Origin of the sequence: Staphylococcus canis, from assembly GCF_016238445.1 — a bacterium.
In the GTDB taxonomy this organism is placed as follows: domain Bacteria; phylum Bacillota; class Bacilli; order Staphylococcales; family Staphylococcaceae; genus Staphylococcus; species Staphylococcus canis.
Genome location: NZ_JABANU010000017.1, coordinates 36,145 through 56,381, shown reverse-complemented (window position 1 = coordinate 56,381; position 20,237 = coordinate 36,145). Strand labels below are relative to the sequence as shown.

21 protein-coding genes are annotated in these 20,237 nt (G+C 31.7%); 19 read left to right on the top strand and 2 right to left on the bottom strand.

The features are described 5' to 3' along the window. Nucleotides 1-170 precede the first annotated feature (170 nt). From HHH54_RS07640 to HHH54_RS07625, 4 genes are all read left to right on the top strand, one after another. On the top strand, nt 171-1,295 hold the full coding sequence (locus HHH54_RS07640) for a THUMP domain-containing class I SAM-dependent RNA methyltransferase (protein WP_198618255.1): 1,125 nt from the start codon (nt 171-173) through the stop codon (nt 1,293-1,295). Between the two features lie 37 nt (nt 1,296-1,332). After that, nucleotides 1,333-2,250 carry an EamA family transporter RarD gene (gene rarD, locus HHH54_RS07635; protein ID WP_198618254.1) on the top strand — a complete coding sequence of 306 codons (918 nt, stop codon included), beginning with the start codon at nt 1,333-1,335 and terminating at the stop codon, nt 2,248-2,250. Between the two features lie 285 nt (nt 2,251-2,535). Next, nucleotides 2,536-6,006 carry a dynamin family protein gene (locus HHH54_RS07630; RefSeq protein WP_198618253.1) on the top strand — a complete coding sequence of 1,157 codons (3,471 nt, stop codon included), beginning with the start codon at nt 2,536-2,538 and terminating at the stop codon, nt 6,004-6,006. Next, the gene (locus HHH54_RS07625; RefSeq protein ID WP_198618252.1) at nt 5,999-6,892 is read left to right on the top strand and encodes a 5'-3' exonuclease; all 894 of its coding nucleotides are present in this window, start codon (nt 5,999-6,001) and stop codon (nt 6,890-6,892) included. Before HHH54_RS07630 ends, HHH54_RS07625 begins: the two co-directional genes overlap by 8 nt. Nucleotides 6,893-6,944: 52 nt before the next feature. Here HHH54_RS07625 and HHH54_RS07620 read toward each other — a convergent pair whose 3' ends face one another. Both HHH54_RS07620 and HHH54_RS07615 read right to left on the bottom strand, forming a co-directional pair. Next, on the bottom strand, nt 6,945-7,349 hold the full coding sequence (locus tag HHH54_RS07620) for a ribonuclease HI family protein (RefSeq protein ID WP_198618251.1): 405 nt from the start codon (nt 7,347-7,349) through the stop codon (nt 6,945-6,947). Nucleotides 7,350-7,488: 139 nt separating this feature from the next. Continuing rightward, nucleotides 7,489-8,199: a queuosine precursor transporter gene (locus HHH54_RS07615; protein ID WP_198618250.1), complete on the bottom strand. Its 711-nt coding sequence runs from the start codon at nt 8,197-8,199 to the stop codon at nt 7,489-7,491. Between the two features lie 171 nt (nt 8,200-8,370). On the opposite strand from HHH54_RS07615, the gene HHH54_RS07610 reads away from it, so the two are divergent. The 15 genes from HHH54_RS07610 to HHH54_RS07540 all read left to right on the top strand — a co-directional run bounded on the left by HHH54_RS07610 (nt 8,371) and on the right by HHH54_RS07540 (nt 20,190). Then, a complete protein-coding gene (locus HHH54_RS07610; RefSeq protein WP_232796286.1) occupies nt 8,371-8,592 on the top strand; it encodes a zinc-finger domain-containing protein in 222 nt (73 codons plus the stop codon). A 23-nt stretch (nt 8,593-8,615) separates the two neighbouring features. Continuing rightward, the gene (locus HHH54_RS07605; protein ID WP_198618249.1) at nt 8,616-9,728 is read left to right on the top strand and encodes a virulence factor; all 1,113 of its coding nucleotides are present in this window, start codon (nt 8,616-8,618) and stop codon (nt 9,726-9,728) included. A 25-nt stretch (nt 9,729-9,753) separates the two neighbouring features. Beyond that, complete coding sequence (brxA, locus tag HHH54_RS07600) at nt 9,754-10,188, top strand: bacilliredoxin BrxA (protein ID WP_198618248.1); 435 nt, start codon at nt 9,754-9,756, stop codon at nt 10,186-10,188. Between the two features lie 179 nt (nt 10,189-10,367). Then, a complete protein-coding gene (locus HHH54_RS07595) occupies nt 10,368-11,321 on the top strand; it encodes a thymidylate synthase (protein WP_198618247.1) in 954 nt (317 codons plus the stop codon). 13 nt (nt 11,322-11,334) lie between these two features. Continuing rightward, nucleotides 11,335-11,811, top strand: a complete 477-nt coding sequence (locus tag HHH54_RS07590) for a dihydrofolate reductase (protein ID WP_198618246.1) — start codon at nt 11,335-11,337, stop codon at nt 11,809-11,811. A gap of 18 nt (nt 11,812-11,829) precedes the next feature. Continuing rightward, complete coding sequence (locus HHH54_RS07585; RefSeq protein ID WP_198618245.1) at nt 11,830-12,681, top strand: DegV family protein; 852 nt, start codon at nt 11,830-11,832, stop codon at nt 12,679-12,681. A gap of 18 nt (nt 12,682-12,699) precedes the next feature. Next, the gene (gene msrA / locus HHH54_RS07580) at nt 12,700-13,224 is read left to right on the top strand and encodes a peptide-methionine (S)-S-oxide reductase MsrA (RefSeq protein WP_198618244.1); all 525 of its coding nucleotides are present in this window, start codon (nt 12,700-12,702) and stop codon (nt 13,222-13,224) included. Then, nucleotides 13,221-13,646 carry a peptide-methionine (R)-S-oxide reductase MsrB gene (gene msrB, locus HHH54_RS07575; RefSeq protein WP_198618243.1) on the top strand — a complete coding sequence of 142 codons (426 nt, stop codon included), beginning with the start codon at nt 13,221-13,223 and terminating at the stop codon, nt 13,644-13,646. Before msrA ends, msrB begins: the two co-directional genes overlap by 4 nt. A gap of 18 nt (nt 13,647-13,664) precedes the next feature. Continuing rightward, nucleotides 13,665-14,165 carry a PTS sugar transporter subunit IIA gene (locus tag HHH54_RS07570; protein ID WP_198618242.1) on the top strand — a complete coding sequence of 167 codons (501 nt, stop codon included), beginning with the start codon at nt 13,665-13,667 and terminating at the stop codon, nt 14,163-14,165. Next, a complete protein-coding gene (locus tag HHH54_RS07565) occupies nt 14,165-14,386 on the top strand; it encodes a YozE family protein (RefSeq protein ID WP_198618241.1) in 222 nt (73 codons plus the stop codon). The genes HHH54_RS07570 and HHH54_RS07565 overlap by 1 nt, the downstream gene beginning before the upstream one ends. Before the next feature lie 137 nt (nt 14,387-14,523). Beyond that, nucleotides 14,524-15,966 (top strand): S41 family peptidase, encoded by a 1,443-nt coding sequence (locus HHH54_RS07560; protein ID WP_432813800.1) that lies wholly within the window; start codon nt 14,524-14,526, stop codon nt 15,964-15,966. A gap of 85 nt (nt 15,967-16,051) precedes the next feature. Further along, nucleotides 16,052-17,122 (top strand): undecaprenyldiphospho-muramoylpentapeptide beta-N-acetylglucosaminyltransferase, encoded by a 1,071-nt coding sequence (gene murG / locus HHH54_RS07555; protein ID WP_198618240.1) that lies wholly within the window; start codon nt 16,052-16,054, stop codon nt 17,120-17,122. Nucleotides 17,123-17,137: 15 nt separating this feature from the next. Then, nucleotides 17,138-17,767 carry a phosphatase PAP2 family protein gene (locus tag HHH54_RS07550; RefSeq protein ID WP_198618239.1) on the top strand — a complete coding sequence of 210 codons (630 nt, stop codon included), beginning with the start codon at nt 17,138-17,140 and terminating at the stop codon, nt 17,765-17,767. Nucleotides 17,768-18,142: 375 nt separating this feature from the next. Then, a complete protein-coding gene (locus HHH54_RS07545; RefSeq protein WP_198618238.1) occupies nt 18,143-18,817 on the top strand; it encodes a response regulator transcription factor in 675 nt (224 codons plus the stop codon). Next, complete coding sequence (locus HHH54_RS07540; RefSeq protein WP_198618237.1) at nt 18,814-20,190, top strand: HAMP domain-containing sensor histidine kinase; 1,377 nt, start codon at nt 18,814-18,816, stop codon at nt 20,188-20,190. Before HHH54_RS07545 ends, HHH54_RS07540 begins: the two co-directional genes overlap by 4 nt. Nucleotides 20,191-20,237 lie beyond the last annotated feature (47 nt).

The following is a 20,237-nucleotide window of genomic DNA, read 5'->3' as shown; positions in this document are numbered from 1 at the left end:
TTATTATAAGTGAGGGCTTTATTTTTTTGAAACAATATGTGTAAATTATATAAAGAACCCCGCTAAAATCCAATTTGGAATCTTAGCGGGGTTCTTTTGGAGCTGTATTTATGTCCCAGCCCCTTTCATTTTTATAAATTAATAACCATTAACAACAAGGAGGGAAAATGATGTATCAACTACTAGCAGTGTGTCCTATGGGTCTAGAATCAATTGTCTCTAAAGAACTTAAAGATTTAGGCTATGAGACACGAGTTGAAAACGGTCGTATTTATTTTGAAGGTGATGAAAAAGCTATTGTTGAAACAAATCTATGGTTAAGAACCGCTGATCGAGTAAAACTTGTCGTGGGTGAGTTCAATGCTTACAGTTTCGATGAACTTTTTGAAAAAGTTAAAGCTTTACCGTGGGAATTATTCATTCCTGAAAATGGTGCGTTTCCTGTGCAAGGTAGAAGTTTAAAGTCTAAACTACATAGTGTTCCAGATGTTCAATCTATCACAAAAAAAGCTATTGTTGAAAAGTTAAAACAAGCACATCATGTAAAAGGATGGCTTGATGAATCTGGGGCTACATACCCAATTGAAGTTAATATTCTCAAAGATAAGGTATTACTTACAATCGATACGTCAGGATCTGGATTAAATAAAAGAGGGTATCGCCTTGCACAAGGGGAGGCTCCAATAAAAGAAACCCTAGCTGCCAGCCTTGTTAAGCTTGCTAATTGGACAGGTGATACGCCGCTTATAGATCCATTTTGTGGATCTGGTACAATTGCAATTGAAGCTTGTTTAATTGCGCAAAATATTGCACCTGGCTTTAACCGTTCATTCGTTTCAGAGGAATGGGATTTTATCCCAGATGGATTATTCGCTCAATTAAGAGCTGAAGCTGATTCAAAAGCAGATTATGATAAAGAGATTACCATCTATGCTTACGATATTGATCCAGATATGATAGATATAGCTAAAAGAAATGCTGACGAGGTCGGTGTTGGGGATATTATACAATTCGACGTGAAAGATGTTAATACTTTAACCATCGATTATGATGGGCCAATTGGCTTAATTGGAAATCCACCTTATGGAGAACGTATTGGTGATCGTGACGAAGTAGAAGAAATGTATCGATATTTAGGTACGTTACTCAAACAAAACCCTCAATTATCACTATATATTATGACAAGTCATAAAGCTTTTGAGTATCTTGTGAATCAAAAAGCAACAAAGCGTCGAAAATTATTTAATGGTTATATTGAAACTACTTTTTATCAGTATTGGGCTAAAAAGAAATAATTTCATTGTATTTATAACTATAGAATAGGGGGATATTATGCAACCACAAGAATTTAAAAAAGGAATATTCTTTGCATTTTTAGCATATTTTATGTGGGGGACTTTACCTCTATACTGGGCACTTATACATGGTATTGATGCGATTGAAACTTTAATGATTCGAATTGTTTTATCATTGATTTTATTGGCTGTACTTGTACCACTATTAAAGCAGAAACATCAATTAACACTAGACCTTAAATATTTATTAGAGTATCCTAAGAAATTATTCATTATTATTTTAGCAGGATATATCGTTACGATTAACTGGGGAACTTTCATTTATGCAATTGAAGCTGGGTATGTTCTCCAAACAAGTCTAGGCTATTACATTAATCCTTTAGTAAGTATATTTTTATCGATGATTTTCTTTAAAGAACGATTCAGTCGATTAGAATGGTGTGCTATTATTATAGCAGCAGCTGGTGTTTTATACATGACAGTAAAAGTAGGGGAGTTACCGGTAATCTCTCTAGTACTTGCTTTCACTTTCGGGTTTTATGGTCTGTTAAAAAAACTTGTACCTTTAAATGCATTAAGCGGTATCACAATTGAAACCATTGCAACAACTCCAGCAGCTCTTATCTATTTATTTTATATTTATCAACATTCTGGATTAAGTGTTGGATGGAATTTATCAACATTCTGGTTACTATTTTCTGGTGCAGCTACTGTTTTACCATTACTTGCATTTTCTGCTGGTGCTATACGTATTCCTTTATCACTAATGGGTTTTATACAATACTTAGGACCAACAATTATTTTCATTCTAGGTATACTCGTATTTAAAGAACCATTTAACACTGACCAATTTATTACATTTTGTTTTATATGGTTAGGCATTATTATTTATGTTATTTCACAAATAATGAAAATTCGAAAACAGAAAAAAGTTTCAAAAGACCTCACTTTATAATATTAAGTAATCACATCTTTGGAATTAGAGTATAATCGTCATTGTAAGTTCCTCATTATGGGCCTTGCTATAATGACGATTTGCTATAGTTCTACACTTTTTATCATTCTCCATTTTTAGATATATGTACTCTCTTTTTAAATCCTTTGAAATTCTAACCCATATCTTTATATATGCCAATTGAATCAATGATTGTTATATTATAGTTTTAACGATAATTCTACTTTTGTAACATCGTTAAATGTAATACAATTAAAGATAGACTGAAACAAGGGGTATATATTAATGCAAAATCAAACTGAATTAGATATATTATATAAATTAAAAAAAGAAGTTGAAAAGTCAGATCATCATCAACTTGTCACAATGATAAATCAAATTATTAAAAAAGTATTTTTAAATCATTATACTCTAACATTTGTAGGCCACTTTTCAGCGGGAAAATCAACGCTAATTAATCATTTGATTGAACAGGAAATATTACCAAGTTCACCTGTACCAACAACAAGTAACACCGCTTTAGTAACAGTAGCTAAAGAAAATAGTATTACTGCTAATTTAGAAAATCAAAAATATACTATTTTAAAAGATTATAGTGAAGTCAAACAAATGAATAGGGAAAATTTTAATGTAGAATCTATTGATATCCGCTTCAAAACAAATCTTTTTAATGACGGTCTTACATTTCAAGATACACCCGGAGTAGATTCTAACGTACAATCACATAGTATGAGTACAGAAAGCTTTTTATATACAAGTAATATTGTCTTCTATACTGTAGATTATAATCATGTTCAGTCAGCACTCAATTTTGAATTTATGAAACGCTTAAATCAAGCTCGTATTCCTGTTGTCTTTGTTATCAATCAAATAGATAAACATCAAGATAATGAAATTAGCTTTGATACTTTTAAAACACGTGTACAAAAATCGATATCAGATTGGGATATTGACCTTATTGAAACATTCTATGTATCAAAATTCGACCATCCTAATAACCAGATCGATCAGCTCAAATCATTTATTCATTCTCATGACAACAATCGAGAATCCATTTCAGATTTTGTTAATCGAATTACAACATTCATTACTTCTAAACAATCAAGCTATTTAAATAATGCGATGGATTTCATTCTTGAAGAACTTAATATAGAAGCTGACGAATTTGATCATGCTTATAATAAATTCCAACAAAATGAAGCTGTCAGTGAAGAAGCAAAATTATTAAATGATAAATCGGCGTTAAAACATTATCTATATGAAAAACGTAAATCTATAATAGATAATGCCTATATCATGACACATGATACACGTGAACAAATACGTCACTATTTAGAAAGTATGACGAAAGACTTTAAAGTTGGAGGATTCTTAAATAAAAAGAAAAAAACCGAAGCTGAAAGGACAGTACGTCTTGAACAGTTAATGTCACAACTCCAAAATAAAATTACACAGAATATTTATAAACCAATGCAAGATGATATGGCATTTTTAACACGTTTTAGCAATGATACGAATTTAAATGAACATATACTTAATCAAGAAGTAAAATTGCCTGAAACATTAGTAACCGATTTATATCAAACTCAAATCAATATTAGTAATCAATATGTATTAACTTTTGCAGAAGATCTTATGAAATCAATCAGACAATTTATTTTAAAAAATTCTGAACCACTTGATGAGAAAATTGTCAAAACAGTTAAAGCTGATGATAATACTCATGTGGATAATGAAACCCAAAATCTATATGATCGTTATCTTTCACTTAACCAATTAAAAAGATCTTTGGATACTGAGAATTATAGACATTATTATATTCATATGGATGATTCACTCGATAAACTGATTGATAGAAAACGTATCGAATATCATCCTAAACATGAAGACTCTATTGACGAACACAAAAATAGTGATACGGAAATCAAAAAATCGTTATCATCAAGCTTTTCAAAAGATGAGGTTTTATCCGCTTTAGATTTACTTAAAAATGGTCCATTATTCCATAATACACTTCAAAATATACAAAACACTTTGAAACGTATGGATAATCGTATTATAAAAATTGGTGTTTTTGGAACATTTAGTGCTGGTAAAAGTAGTTTAATTAACGCTTTATTAGGCGATCACTATTTAGTGAGTTCACCTAATCCAACAACAGCAGCTACAACTGAAATATCTTATGGTAATCAAAATCATATTACTTTCAAAACACAAGCGTCACTGTTAGAAGAAATAAATAATGTGACTGACATTATCGGACATACTTTTAACTCAATTCAATCTTTTTTAGATTTTGACAAAACACAACTTAAAGCAAGTATTGATAAAAATCGTGTAGCATTTATTGAAGCAATTGAAAAGAATTATACTTTGTACGAAGATTTAGTCCAAAAGGGGTTAGAACATGCTATTTCTAAAGATGAAGTTAGAAAATGGAGCGCTGAAGATGAATATGCAACATTTGTAGATAAAGTTAGTATTCAATTACCTATTGATTGGCTTAAAGATAAAGTTATTATTGACTCACTAGGATTACATTCTAATAATCAACGCCATACACATGAAACCGAAAAAATCTTGACGACATCTGACCTTATTTTATACGTAAGTTACTTTAATCACTCATTTACTGATAATGACAAACTATTTATTGAACATATGAAAAATATTAATCAATTAGCTGAACAACAAGCATTTAAGATGGTGATTAATGCATCAGACCTGGCAGAATCTGAACATGATGAAGAAGCAGTTAAAGAATATGTAAGAAATGCACTATTAGATGTGCAAATGTCGCCTGAAATCTTTAGTGTTTCAAGTCGAAATGCATTGATAGATTCTGATGATGGCGTTGCAGCACTTAAAGAAAGTATCGAACATTTCACGAAGGTTGAGTCTAAACACGTATTAGAGCGTAACATAATGAACCAACTTGGATATGTACGCCATGCGTATCAAAATATGGTAACTGATTATGAGACGAATCATCATGAATTACAACAAAATAAACAACAATTAAAAACATTATCACAACCAACTATTTTCAATCAAGATCAAATCATTTCATCTTTAGTCCAAAAAACAAGTAATGAAATTGACGACCAATTGTATCATTTAAACGAAAGATTAAAAATCCAATTATTAGATGATGTTAAATCTGTATTTAATGGACAAATGACTGATACTAAAGATTTCAAACAAGAAAAGATACGTGCTTCAAAAATTTATTTAGATCAAATTCATCAAAAATTATATTTAGAACAAACTCTGTTAGTAGAACGAGTAAAACATTTTCATCGTAATACTTTTGAAAATGAGATTGCTCCAGTTTTAAAACAACTGCAACAGTATCATATTATGGTTGAATCAGATTTAAGTAAAAAAGTTGATGACATACAAGAGGCATTTCTCAAAATTGAACTAAATTCCTTTACACGTGAATTACCTAAAGTGTTAACTAAAAAACATATTTTAAACCCGCAATACCAAAAAGAAATTCATGAAATCATTAAAGATAACACGATAGAGCTTTTACAACCAAAAATTCATGATTTAAAGCAATCTCTTGAAGATCTATTAAACCGTTTAAAATCATCTTCAAAAGAACGCTTAAATGAAATGGAAGCAACAGCACAACACGAAGTGACCTCTATGATTCAATTCGACTTAGATGATGAGCAAATTAATGAAATTAAATCACTCATCAAACAGTTTGATCAAACCATATCAATCGAGGAGGCGCAACATGTCTAACAAAATTTTGTTAGTTGACGGCATGGCTTTACTATTTCGTCACTTTTATGCTTCAAGCATTCATAAAAACTATATGTTGAACTCTGAAGGAACACCTACAAATGGTGTACAAGGTTTTGTGAGGCATATTTTTAGTGCCATTTATCAAATCAATCCAACACATGTCGCTGTGTGTTGGGATATGGGAGCTACAACATTTCGAAATGAAACTTTTAATGATTATAAAGGACATCGACCAGAACCTCCTGAAGCTCTGAAACCTCAATTTAATCTGGTTCATCAAGTTTCAGAGGCATTACAATTTGAAAATATTGGTGTTAAGAATTATGAAGCAGATGATATCATTGGTACTTTAACAAAATATTTATCACATTCTGAAACAAATGAAATTTATATTATTACGGGTGATAAAGACTTACTACAATGCTTGGGTGAACGAGTTAAAGTGTGTCTAATCAAAAAAGGATTCACAGAATATAATGTTTATAATAAAGAGCGATTTGAAAATGAATATGGTATAGTACCACATCAATTAATTGACGTAAAAGCATTCATGGGAGATACTGCAGATGGCTATTATGGCGTGAAAGGAATTGGAGAGCGAACAGCTATAAAACTTATTCGTCAATACCATTCTGTTGATGGAGTTTTACAACATTTAGACGAATTAACGCCTCGCCAACAGTCAATGATTACACGCGATATGGATCATTTAAAAATTTCTTATTTCTTAGCGACAATTCATACAGACGTGCCATTTACTTTTTCAAATATAGAAAACCAACTACGCTATACTTTCAATAGTATGCATGTACTTGATGTTTGTGAAAAATATGAGTTGAACGTCTCAAAAAATTATATTAACAAATTATTTAAATCTAAATAATAGTAACAAAAGCATGCCGTTAAAAGTGACGACATGCTTTTGTATTTCAATTTTACTTTGATTTATTATTTTTGAGTTGAAATAATGCATTTTGTGCTAAATGGTTCGCTTCTTTATTTTGAGCACGAGGCACCCATTTTACAATACTTAGATCAAATAATTGAGCTTTTATGAAATATTGTTTTAAGTAATTCTGAAATACAGGATTTCTCACAAACTCCCTTTCCACAGCTTCTTCAATTAATTTTGAGTCAGTATGGAGTAATGCATTACGTATATTTAGACTGTGTGCTTTATCTAATGCTAATAACATTGCTTCCCATTCAGCACTATGATTATCCATCTCACCTAAAAATCCTGAATATGTCTCTCTAACATCGTTATCCACAATTGCTATACCGTAAGTACTCATACCAGGATTTCCGTTAGAAGCAGCGTCAAAATATATTTTAGCCATATGTTCATCTCATTTCTATATATATTCTAACAAGACTTCAAATATAATGTTATATGATATTAATATAACAAAACAACTAATCTATTTACTTCAAAATCTGCATTATTCATTTGAAAAACATGAACTCAACACTTTAGTACTATTTGATAAATGTTTCACTTTCGTTTATTTTAGAACGACGATACATTGATTTCGCCCAATAACCAAAGGGAACATTGAGTACAGTAGCTAAAAGCTTTAAGAAATATGTTGTGATAAATATCTCAAAAATTACTGCGTTTGGTAGCGGACCTCCGACAAAAGCAATAACAACAAATAATGCCGTATCAATAATTGAGCTAATTGCTGTACTGCCGTATGCTCGAATATAAAAAGTTCGATCAGAACTAAAGATTTTGCGTATTGTACTAAATATAAATACATCAATATGTTGACCAATGATATATGCCAATATAGATGCAAAAGCTATACGTGGTACGACACCAAAAATAGATTTTAATGCTGAATGTGCAACATCTGCACTACTGGGATGAAAAGCGAGAGAAACTTGCATTACGATAATCATAACTAAAGTTGAAGAAAAACCAAGCCACACCGCTTTTTTTGCAACTTTTCTTCCATAAATATCATTCAAAATATCTGTTGCTAGATAAATTGAAGCAAACATAACATTACCAAGTGTTGCTGAAATCGTAAAAATATCAACAGTTTTTAAAACTTGAATATTTGCGATAATTGTTCCAATAGCTACCCATGCATAAAGTCCTTCTTTCCCAAAAAAACGAAACATAAGAACCATTAATATAAAAGTGGTTAAGAAGGCAACTAACCCTAATAATTCATTATACATTTAAACATTCCTCCTAAATTTTGATGACGCGGGTGTTTAGAAACCGCTTCGTTTAACAACTCAACTATCATAATGCATAATAAATACTTTTTCAACAATGAAATTTTATTCATGCAATTGTTGAGTCAAACGCTTCAATGTCCTATAAAATCGTGTTATCATAATTTAGAAATGCAGTGTACCATATTTAGTGAAAGGGTGAGACATGTGTTAACAGATTCTAAAAAAGAAGCAATTAATCATATCGATAGATTAATGTATGAATATTGTCAACATTGTTTGATTAAAACGCATTTACGTAAACATAAAAATCGAACGCAAGCTCATCACTTTTGTATTAATGAATGCTCAATAGGGAAGCAAATTCAACAACTAGGTAATGAACTGCAATAAGTTATCTATAAGGGAGGTTGAGTATGGAGGTTATTAAAGTTGAACCTACACCGAGTCCAAACACAATGAAGCTCGTACTTTCTGAAAAGAGAGAAGATAATCAATCTCAAACATTTACTGAAATCGATGATGCGAATCCACAATTTATAAATACAATCTTAGCAATCGAAGGTGTAAAATCAGTTTTCTATGTAATGGATTTTATTGCTGTCGATAAACAACCTAAAGCAGATTGGGAAGCGTTACTTCCAAAAATCACTGCCGAAGTTAATGGTAAAAGTGATGATCCAATAGCACAAGAGCCAGAAGAACACTTTGGAGAAGTTAAGGTTGAAGTTTTAAAGTTTAAACAAATTCCTTATCAAATTAAACTCACTACACCTGCAGAAGAATCGCGTTTACAGTTAGAAGACCGTTTTATTGATGCAATGATGAAAGTACAAAAGCCAGATGATAATGTAATATTCCTAAGAAAGTGGGAAGACATCGGTATTCGTTATGGATCATTCGACGAAATTTTAAAAGATGTTGAAGATGAAATGAATGCTATGTATCCAGATGAGACATTGAATGCTTTAATCGAACAAGCCCTTTCATCTAATACTGATACACCTATCAAAACTTATCATCATGTGACATTGTCACAGTATCAAAATGAAACTGATTGGAAAGTTCGTTTAAATATGTTGAAGCAATTCCCGACACCTACAAAGGACGACTATAGTTTACTGAATTATGCTTTAAATGAGTCAAAAGTGCCTTTACGTAGAGAAGCTATTGTCTTGCTAGGGATGATAGAGGATAAAGCAACCCTTCCTTATTTATATCAAGGATTACATGATCAAAGTCCAGCGGTGAGACGTACAGCTGGGGATTGTCTTAGTGATTTAGGGTTTAAGGAAGCACTTCCTGAAATGGAAAAAGCATTATCTGATTCTCAAAAAATTGTAAGATGGCGCGCCGCTATGTTCATTTTTGATGAAGGCGGACCTGAACAACTTGAAACATTAAAACAACATCAAAACGACCCTGCTTATGAAGTTAAATTGCAAGTACAAATGGCCATAGAGCGTATTGAAAATGGAGAACAGGCACTTGGTTCAGTATGGAAACAAATCGCAAATCGAAATCAGTAAAAATGAATAAAAGGAGATATCTATAATGAATGCTTATGATGCTTATATGAAAGAACTTGCTGCTCAAATGCGCGGCGAATTAACACAGAATGGCTTTAAAAGTCTAGAAACTGAAGAGGACGTATCCCAATACATGGAACAAGTTAATCCTGACGATACAACATTTGTCGTAATCAACTCTACTTGTGGCTGTGCGGCAGGATTAGCACGTCCAGCAGCAGTTGCTGTTGCAGAACAAAATGAACGCAAACCTTCTCACAAAGTAACAGTATTTGCTGGACAAGATAAAGCAGCTACTGAAAAAATGCGCAACTATATTCAACAAGTGCCTTCAAGTCCTTCATTTGCACTATTTAAAGGTAAAGATTTAGTTCATTTTATTCCACGTGAACATATTGAAGGTCGAGATATTAATGATATTGCAATGGATTTAAAAGATGCATTTGATGCACATTGCTAACTCTATTAAATATTAACGAAGTGTAAATTAGTTATAATGAGAAAATGAAATGTGGAAGTAGAACGCGATTTCATTTTCTCATTTTTTTGGTTGGTATTATTTGTTATCGTTTTTCAATTACTACAAAATCATCTATTATAGATATTAAGTACGAAATTATGAAGGAAGAGGTGTATGCCATGAATCCATTTGATACAGTTTACCATCAATTGTGTGAAGAAATTTTAGAAGTCGGCAATAAACGAGATGATCGCACGGCTACAGGTACAGTTTCTAAATTTGGTCACCAGATGCGCTTTGATTTATCTCAAGGATTTCCTTTACTTACAACGAAAAAGGTATCATTCAAATTAATTGCTACAGAATTAATTTGGTTCATAAGAGGCGATACTAACTTAAGATATCTATTGCAATATAATAATAACATTTGGAATGAATGGGCTTTTGAGAACTACGTGAAGAGTCCTGATTATCACGGTCCAGATATGACAAATTTTGGTCACCGCGCTCAACAAGATCCTAAATTCAATGAAATTTACAAGGCTGAAATGGAAAAATTTAAAACAAAAATACTTGAAGATGATGATTTTATGATTAAACATGGAGATTTAGGTAATGTTTATGGTAAACAGTGGCGCGATTGGAAAGGTATTGACGGTACTTCCATTGATCAACTTAAAAATGTGATTGAACAGCTTAAAACTCACCCTTATTCTAGACGTCATATTGTGAGTGCTTGGAATCCAGCTGAAATTGATTCAATGGCATTACCACCTTGTCATACATTGTTTCAATTCTATGTAGAAAATGGTAAATTAAGTTGTCAATTGTATCAAAGAAGTGCAGATATTTTCTTAGGTGTTCCTTTTAATATTGCAAGTTATGCTTTACTAACCCACCTTGTCGCTCGAGAATGTGGATACGAAGTGGGTGAATTTGTGCATACCTTAGGCGATGCACATATTTATAGTAACCATTTTGATGCAATTCATAAACAGTTAGAACGAGATGGATTTGATGCGCCTGAATTAGTGATTCATTCTGATCGTTCAATATTTGACATAGAATACGAAGATTTAGAAATTAAAAACTATCAATCACATCCATCAATCAAAGCACCAATTGCAGTATAAAGGAGGTAATCAAATGACATTATCAATTTTGGTAGCTCACGATCAAAATAGAGGTATTGGTTATAAAAATGCTTTACCCTGGCATTTACCAAATGACCTAAAGCATGTAAAAAAACTATCAACAGGGAATACACTTGTTATGGGGCGCGGAACTTATGAATCTATTGGTAGACCTTTACCCAACCGTCGTAACGTTGTGTTAACATCTAACCATGACTTCAATCCAGAAGGCGTTGATGTCATACATGATATTAAGGAAATCGATGAGTTAGAAGGACATGTCTTTATTTTTGGTGGTCAATCATTGTTTGAAGCATTTATAGATAAAGTAGATGATATGTATATCACTGTCATTGAAGATAAATTTCAAGCTGACACTTTTTTCCCACCTTATCATTTCTCTGATTGGACGGTGGAATCTTCAGAAGAAGGTATTGTTGATGACAAAAATAAATATCCACACACATTTTTACACCTTGTTAGAAAGTAGATTTAGGGGGCATTAAACATGAAAAAAATTATAGTTACAGATTCTACATCAGATTTAGATCCTTCTTTTTTGGAGGCTCATCAAATCCATGTCATACCACTTAGTGTGACTATTAATGGCAAATCACATGAAGATCAAGTCGACATTTCTTCTGATGAATTTATCCAATATTTAGAAGATGATCAAAACGATTTAAAAACTAGCCAACCTCCTATTGGTAAATTTGTTGAAAAATACACAGAATTAACACAAAAGGGATATGAAGTCATCAGTATTCATTTATCTGCGGGATTAAGTGGTACTTATCAAACTGCACTTCAAGCAAGTCAAATGGTAGAAGGAGAGATTACAGTTATAGATTCAAAGTCAATTTCCCATGGGCTTGGCTATCAACTTAAATATCTTATCAAGTGGATTGAGGCCGGTTTATCTACTGAAGAAATTATTCATAAGATAGAAAAACTACAAAAAAATATAAAACTTTACGTTATTATCGGTCAACTTGATCAATTAATTAAAGGCGGCCGCATTAGTAAAACAAAAGGGTTAATTGGTAATCTTATTAAAATCAAGCCTATAGGTGAATTAGTTGACGGAAATCTCGAAATGATTCACAATGCTAGAACACAAGGCGCTACTATAAAATATGTCATCAATGATTTGAAGTCATTTATAGGTAATGATGTGGTTGAATCTGTTGGTATTTCACATGCCAATGCATTAGGCTTTTTAGAGAAATTTAAAGAAAAATTAGATGATACATTTCAAATACAGCACTTCGATACAAGTAGTACAACACCTATTATTTCAGCTCATACTGGTCAAGGAGCTATTGGTCTCATTGTTTTAAAGAATTCAACACATATTTAACTATTGGAGGTTGTTAGTATGGCACATGCAACATTAGCAGGTGGTTGTTTCTGGTGCTTAGTCAAACCGTTTACAAGTTTTGACGGCATTCATGAAGTTATATCTGGTTACAGTGGCGGACACACTGAAAACCCCACTTATGAAGAGGTTTGTACTAACACAACTGGCCACGTTGAAGCTGTTCAAATTGAATATGACCCAGAAGTGATTTCTTTTGAGTCAATTTTAGATATTTATTTTAAAACATTTGATCCAACTGATAAAAATGGTCAATTCTTTGATAGAGGTGAAAGTTATCGCCCTGTAATTTTCTATCATAACGACCAACAAAAAGATGAAGCGCTTCAAAAAATCACTGAATTAAACAATTCAAATATTTTCAATAAACCAGTTGTAACACCAGTAGAACCATACAAAAACTTTTATCCAGCTGAAGAATATCATCAAGATTACTATAAGAAAAACCCTACCCATTATGCACAATACCAGGTTGGATCAGGTAGAAAAGCATTTATTGAAAAACACTGGGGGAATCAGTCATGATAAAAAAAGATAAAAAAGATTTAACGGATTTAGAATATCTTGTTACGCAACAAGATGGCACTGAACCACCATTCGAAAATGAATACTGGAATCATTATGAAAAAGGTATCTATGTGGACAAATTATCGGGTAAACCATTATTTACATCTGAGGATAAATTTGAATCTGATTGTGGTTGGCCAAGCTTTTCAAAAGCTATTGATGATCAAGATATTATTGAACTCGTAGATAAATCATTTGGCATGATTCGAACTGAAGTACGTTCTGAGGACAGTAACAGTCATCTCGGTCATGTATTTAACGATGGTCCTAAAGATCGTGGGGGCTTACGTTATTGCATTAACTCAGCTGCTATTCAATTTATCCCTTACGACAAACTTGAAGAGTTAGGCTATGGTGATGTTGTTAAGCTTTTTGATTAAACTAAAGGAGAGAATAATATGTTTAAAAAACTATTTGGAAATAATAAAAACTTAAGTAAAGATGTTGAAGTATACGCACCTATTACAGGTGAATACGTTAAAATCGAAGACATCCCTGACCCTGTATTCGCTCAAAAAATGATGGGGGAAGGATTTGGAATTAAGCCTACTGAAGGTGTTGTAGTATCACCGATTAATGGAACAGTGGATAACGTGTTTCCTACTAAACATGCTATCGGCTTAAAAACAGATAATGGCTTAGAAATTTTAGTTCATATTGGGATAGATACAGTTCAATTGAATGGTGAAGGTTTTGAAATGTTAGTAAACAGTGGAGATAAAGTGAATGTTGGAGATGAATTATTAAAGTTTGATATTGATTTTATGAATCAAAATGCTAAATCTGTTGTATCACCAGTGATCATTACAAATACTGATCAAACTGATTCTATCCAAATTCATGATGATGCAACGTTAACACGTGGTACTTCTAAAGTGATTGATGTGAAGCTATCGTAATGAAAAACACCTCTTTTTATCAATTTGCACTTACAGTAAGAGGACGTTCCGATGAAAAAGGGCAGTTTGCTGAGTTAATCTACAACGATTTAACCTTTCCTAAACATGAAAGTGATTTTAACACGCTTTCAGATTACATCGAGACTAACGGTAACTATACACTACCGTTATCTGTTTTTGATGAATTATATGAAGAATTTTTAGAATGGCGCCAATTCTAAATATATTTAAAGTCAAGCAAGATTGAAGTTAGGTTGAAATCCTGCTTTCGAGATACTGTTATACAGTCGCTCTGAGTATTGGTGATATAAAACCTAACTCATCTTGCTTCTTTTCGCCTAATAGAAAGGAGACGTATCTGTTGAAGGAAAAAACACATGATCAAGATGAAAATTCCTCAAAACATCGCATTACGTTTCGCCAATTAATTCTAAGCATCATTCTTACAATGGTGGTCACATTATGCTTAACAAGTGCGTTTTTTCTGTTGTATATCAATCATCAACACCACTCTAAAACTCAACAAAATGCTGATAAAATTGGACAAGTTTATCAATTAATTGCTAACCATTACTATAAAAAACAAGACCAATCACAATTGGTGGATCATGCTATTAAAGGAATGACCCAAAGTCTTGATGATCCATATACAGAGTATCTGACAAAATCTGAAACTGTATCATTTAACGAAGATATATCAGGTGATTTCGTAGGTATAGGTGCCGAAATGGAACAAAAAGGCAAAAAAATCTTTATTACAACACCTATTAAAGATTCACCTGCAGAAAAAGTGGGGCTTAAGCCGAAAGACGAATTGATTAAAGTAAATCATAAATCCATTCATAATCAAGATTTAAATCAAGTCACTTCAAAGGTTCGTGGTAAAAAAGGAACGACTGTTCAACTGACGATCAAACGAAATAATGAAATTAAAACATTTAACATAAAGCGTGATACTGTACATATCCAAAGTGTGGAACGTGAGGCACATGGCAAGACAGATGTATTTAAGATTAGTAAATTCCAAGAAAATACAGCTTCCGAACTCAAACTAGAAATCCAGAAATCATTGCAAAAAGGACATAAAAATATTATTTTGGATTTAAGAAACAATCCGGGTGGTTTATTAGATGAAGCTATCAAAATGGCAAATATTTTTCTTGAAAAAGATCAAGTCGTAGTTGAACTTGAAAAAGATGGTCAAACTGAGAAGATAAGAACTTCAAATCAACCCCTTAAAAATATAGACAAAGCAAAAATCTCTATTCTAATCAATGAAGGATCAGCAAGTGCTTCTGAAGTATTTACAGGCGCATTAATGGATCATCATGTCGCAAAGGTTTATGGTGAAACATCTTTTGGAAAAGGCATTGTTCAAACCACTCATGAGTTTAGCGATGGGTCACTTTTAAAGTTTACTGAAATGAAATGGCTCACACCACATCATCGTTATATTCACAATAAAGGGATTACACCTGATGTTAAAATAGCTAGCCCAGAGTATGAAAAGATAAAAGCTATACCTGATAACTATACAGCCCAGTTGGGAGACAATAATGATTATGTTCAATCGATTAAGGTAGGCTTAAAATCACTAGGATATGCTGTCAATTCAAATGATGCTTCATTTGATGAATCATTAAGACAAGCTATAACACAGTTTCAAGGACATGAAGATATTATCCAAACAGGCGAGTTTGATAATGAAACAAACCGCAAATTTACAAAAAAGATAATCGATAAAATTAATAATGAAGATCCTGTTTTAAAAGAAATGATACAAAAAACAGAATCATCATAGATACCAACCTCATATGGTACCTAGAATACTTTAAAATGTAGTATTCTAAAATCACTAAATTTTTCTAGAAATGAGAGGAATAACTATGGTCAAAATCGTGTTTACAGGCGGTGGAACAGTTGGACATGTCTCTGTCAATTTAAGTTTAATTCCAACTGCAGAAGCAAAAGGACATGAAACGTTCTATATTGGTTCAAAACAAGGGATTGAAAAAGAAATGATAATGTCTCAACTCCCAAATACACCTTACTATACTATTTCAAGTGGAAAGTTACGCCGATATTTATCATTTGAAAATCTCAAAGATATATTCAAAGTGCTTAAAGGCATTATTGATGCCCGTAAAATATTAAAACGTGAAAAACCAGATATGCTATTTTCTAAAGGCGGATTTGTATCAGTTCCAGTAGTATTAGCAGCAAAATCTTTAAATATTCCTACGATTATACATGAATCTGATTTAACGCCAGGATTGGCTAACAAAATTGCATTAAAATTCGCGAAAAAGTTATATACAACATTTGAAGAGACACTAAAATATGTACCTCGTTCTAAATCAGAATTTATTGGTGCAGTGATACGTGATAATTTAAAATCTGGAAATAAAGAAAAAGGTTATCAATTTACCCAATTATCTCCTAATAAAAAAACATTACTTGTTATGGGAGGAAGCATGGGTAGTTCTAAGATAAATAAAGCAATTCGTGATAATCTTGACAGTCTATTAAAAGACTACCAAATTATCCATTTGACTGGAAAAGGCCTAAAAGATGATACGATAAAGCGAGAAGGATACGTTCAGTATGAATTTATAAAAGATGAACTAAACGACTTATTAGCGATTACTGATTTCGTTGTTTCGCGTGCTGGTTCAAATGCTATTTATGAATTTTTAACATTACGTATTCCGATGTTGTTAATACCTTTAGGTTTAGATCAATCAAGAGGAGATCAAATTGATAATGCGAGTCACTTTGAACAAAAAGGTTATGCTACAATGATAGATGAATCAGAATTAAGTGCTCAAACATTATTAGATTCCATTACTAAATTAAACCATAACAAAGAACAATATGTGCATAATATGGAGTCTTTTAAAGAAAGTTATACAAAAGATGAATTATTAAACAAGATTTTATTAGATGTATTACATTAGGGAGGATATTCATTCTTGAATTATTGGAAAAGAATTACGTTATTAATTGTTTTTACTTTAATCTTTTCTACGATTGCTTTATTTCATGAATCACGAATTGGAAAATGGATAGATAATGAAGTTTATACCTTCATATATTCATCTGAAAGTTTTATCTCAACTTCAATTTTCTTTGGTGCAACACAGATAGGCGAAGTTTGGGCAATGGTTACATTATCTTTAATTGTTGTCGCTTTATTAATGTTATATAAGTATAAAATAGAAGCTTTATTCTTTGCACTTACAATGATTTTATCTGGAGTTTCAAATCCTATTTTAAAAAATATTTTTGACAGAGAACGACCAACTTTATTGAGATTAATTGATATTTCTGGATTTAGTTTCCCAAGTGGTCACGCTATGGGATCTACTGCTTTTTTTGGTAGCCTAATCTATGTTACACATCGTATTATTAAGGGAAAATCAAAAGCAGTTATCATGGCTTTAAGTGTCATACTCATTTTACTTATATCCACTTCTCGTGTTTATCTAGGAGTACATTATCCAACAGATATACTCGCTGGTTTTGTTGGGGGATTATTCTGTATCGTATTATCTCAATTGATTTTGCGAAAAGGTCTTGAATCCAAATCAAATAATATATAAATAAAAAAGCCCATGATACTCAATTTTCATGGGCTTTTTTATGAAATAACAATGATTATAACGTGGCAGTGTCTATAAATCATAATCATTGTATTATGAACGCATTACGTCGTTCATACTTATTTAGAAAGTTGACAATATTTTGGCTCAACCAAAACATATCACAATAACTAGCTTAATATAACTTGCGGGCATATAAAGGGGATATTTGAAAATGATTCAATACTTATTACTTGTGTGGGGGGATGTTAATATTGATAATCATTTTCAATTACATTATACCTTATTGATAATGATTGTCAATTAGAAACATTGAATTTTTTCTTTTTTTATGACTTAAATTAGAATATATTATCACTATAAAGAGGTGACAACATGGCAAAAGTATTAATTGTAGAGGACGAACAAAACTTAGCACGTTTCATTGAGCTTGAACTCAAGCATGAAAATTACGATGTGGATATACAATATGATGGACAGAAAGGTTTAAACAAAGCGTTACAACAAGATTATGATGTTATTTTATTAGATTTAATGCTCCCAGAAATTAGCGGTTTAGAAGTGTGTCAGAGAATACGTAAACAAAAGGATACGCCTATCATTATTATTACAGCTAAAGGTGAAACTTATGACAAAGTTAAAGGATTAGATTGTGGCGCAGATGATTATATTGTGAAGCCTTTTGAAATTGAAGAGTTACTTGCAAGAATGCGCGCTAGAATTCGTCGTTCTGCTAATCATCTTTCTCAAAGTGATATCGTAACAATTGATGGGCTTACAATTGATAAGGATGCTTTTAATGTGACATATCAAAATAAGAAAATAGAATTAACTAAAACAGAATTTGATTTACTACTGATATTAGCAGAAAATAAAAATCATGTTTTACACCGTGATCAGATTTTAAACCATGTTTGGGGATATGAGTCTGAAGTTGAAACAAATGTTGTGGATGTTTACATTAGATATTTGAGAAATAAGTTAAAAGTGGTTGATAAACAGAAGTTAATAGAAACAGTACGTGGCGTTGGATATGTGATTCGTCAATGAAACATTCTACTTTAAAAAAGAAATGGACACTAGTAACTACAGTTATTACTTTTTTGATTATATTTATATTTTGTTTGTTAATCATTTATGCTATCAGTAGTTTGTTGAAGCAAAATGAATTAACTAAAGCTGAAAATAGTGTAGACGACGTATTAAACCTGTTAGATACAAAGCCTTTTAATAACATTAATGCAATTGAATATAATTCAGTTACAGATAGTTATCAAAAAGTCATTATCTTTAATCGAAATGGAGAACAGCTTTTAGAGAACTCAAATACAAGTGATATCCAATTCAGCCCGGAATTTAAACCCTATCAAACTCGCAATATTAAAATAATAACTAAAGATATGCACTCTTATATTGTTGTGTTTAGTCCTGCAGATACAAATTATTTTAAAGGGTATGTGGTTGTGATACACTCACTTGATGTTTACGATAGTTTATTAAACTTTATGACATATCTTGCTTTAATTTTTGGATTAATAGCGTTATTTGCAACAGCAATCATTAGTTATATCTTCTCATCTCAAGTTACAAAACCTTTAAATATCATTACAGATAAAATGACACAAATCCGAAAAGATGGATTCCAAGAAAAGTTACAAGTTCAAACTAATTATGAGGAAACCGATGCATTAATCGACACTTTTAATAGCATGATGGGTAAATTAGAAAATTCATTTAACCAACAACGTCAATTTGTTGAAGACGCATCACATGAATTACGTACACCACTTCAAATTATTCAAGGTCATTTAAATTTGATTAAACGATGGGGAAAAAAAGATCCACTGGTGCTTGAGGAGTCATTGAATATTTCCCTTGAAGAAATGAATCGTATTACTAAATTAGTGGAAGAATTATTATTACTGACTAAAGGTGACATTCACCTCAATGAAAATATAACTGAGAGGGTAGATGTGAATTTAGAAATTAAAAGTCGAATTAATGCCTTACAAAAGCTACATAAAGATTATCATTTTAAATTCATATCTAATGAAAACTCTATATATCTGAACATTAATGCTTTTCATTTAGAGCAAGTACTACTCATCTTTATTGATAATGCTATTAAATACGATAAAAAAAATAAAAAAATAGAAATTGAAACTCAACTTCATAAAAATCAAGTATCTATCTTTATTACCGACTATGGCGTTGGAATACCTGAAGAAGATCAATCTCATATATTTGATCGCTTTTATCGTGTGGACAAATCTAGATCACGTCAACAGGGAGGAAATGGATTAGGTTTATCAATAGCTAAAAAAATTGTAAATCATTATCATGGCCATATTTCAGTAAAAAGTAAACTCAATGAAAAAACTACATTTACACTGACATTCAATGAAAATTCCAATCAACATTAAGCTAGTTTTTTGTCTTTAAATGTTCACAATTTAATGATATTATTGAA

Bases quoted from the DNA above. Each gene is read 5' to 3' on its own strand.
- HHH54_RS07615 (WP_198618250.1), bottom strand. From the start codon at position 8,199: ATGTATAATGAATTATTAGGGTTAGTTGCCTTCTTAACCACTTTTATA.
- HHH54_RS07630 (WP_198618253.1), top strand. From the start codon at position 2,536: ATGCAAAATCAAACTGAATTAGATATATTATATAAATTAAAAAAAGAA.
- HHH54_RS07605 (WP_198618249.1), top strand. From the start codon at position 8,616: ATGGAGGTTATTAAAGTTGAACCTACACCGAGTCCAAACACAATGAAG.
- HHH54_RS07625 (WP_198618252.1), top strand. From the start codon at position 5,999: ATGTCTAACAAAATTTTGTTAGTTGACGGCATGGCTTTACTATTTCGT.
- HHH54_RS07570 (WP_198618242.1), top strand. From the start codon at position 13,665: ATGTTTAAAAAACTATTTGGAAATAATAAAAACTTAAGTAAAGATGTT.
- murG (WP_198618240.1), top strand. From the start codon at position 16,052: ATGGTCAAAATCGTGTTTACAGGCGGTGGAACAGTTGGACATGTCTCT.
- msrA (WP_198618244.1), top strand. From the start codon at position 12,700: ATGGCACATGCAACATTAGCAGGTGGTTGTTTCTGGTGCTTAGTCAAA.
- HHH54_RS07545 (WP_198618238.1), top strand. From the start codon at position 18,143: ATGGCAAAAGTATTAATTGTAGAGGACGAACAAAACTTAGCACGTTTC.
- HHH54_RS07620 (WP_198618251.1), bottom strand. From the start codon at position 7,349: ATGGCTAAAATATATTTTGACGCTGCTTCTAACGGAAATCCTGGTATG.
- brxA (WP_198618248.1), top strand. From the start codon at position 9,754: ATGAATGCTTATGATGCTTATATGAAAGAACTTGCTGCTCAAATGCGC.
- HHH54_RS07640 (WP_198618255.1), top strand. From the start codon at position 171: ATGTATCAACTACTAGCAGTGTGTCCTATGGGTCTAGAATCAATTGTC.
- msrB (WP_198618243.1), top strand. From the start codon at position 13,221: ATGATAAAAAAAGATAAAAAAGATTTAACGGATTTAGAATATCTTGTT.
- HHH54_RS07610 (WP_232796286.1), top strand. From the start codon at position 8,371: ATGCAGTGTACCATATTTAGTGAAAGGGTGAGACATGTGTTAACAGAT.
- rarD (WP_198618254.1), top strand. From the start codon at position 1,333: ATGCAACCACAAGAATTTAAAAAAGGAATATTCTTTGCATTTTTAGCA.
- HHH54_RS07595 (WP_198618247.1), top strand. From the start codon at position 10,368: ATGAATCCATTTGATACAGTTTACCATCAATTGTGTGAAGAAATTTTA.
- HHH54_RS07590 (WP_198618246.1), top strand. From the start codon at position 11,335: ATGACATTATCAATTTTGGTAGCTCACGATCAAAATAGAGGTATTGGT.
- HHH54_RS07540 (WP_198618237.1), top strand. From the start codon at position 18,814: ATGAAACATTCTACTTTAAAAAAGAAATGGACACTAGTAACTACAGTT.
- HHH54_RS07565 (WP_198618241.1), top strand. From the start codon at position 14,165: ATGAAAAACACCTCTTTTTATCAATTTGCACTTACAGTAAGAGGACGT.
- HHH54_RS07585 (WP_198618245.1), top strand. From the start codon at position 11,830: ATGAAAAAAATTATAGTTACAGATTCTACATCAGATTTAGATCCTTCT.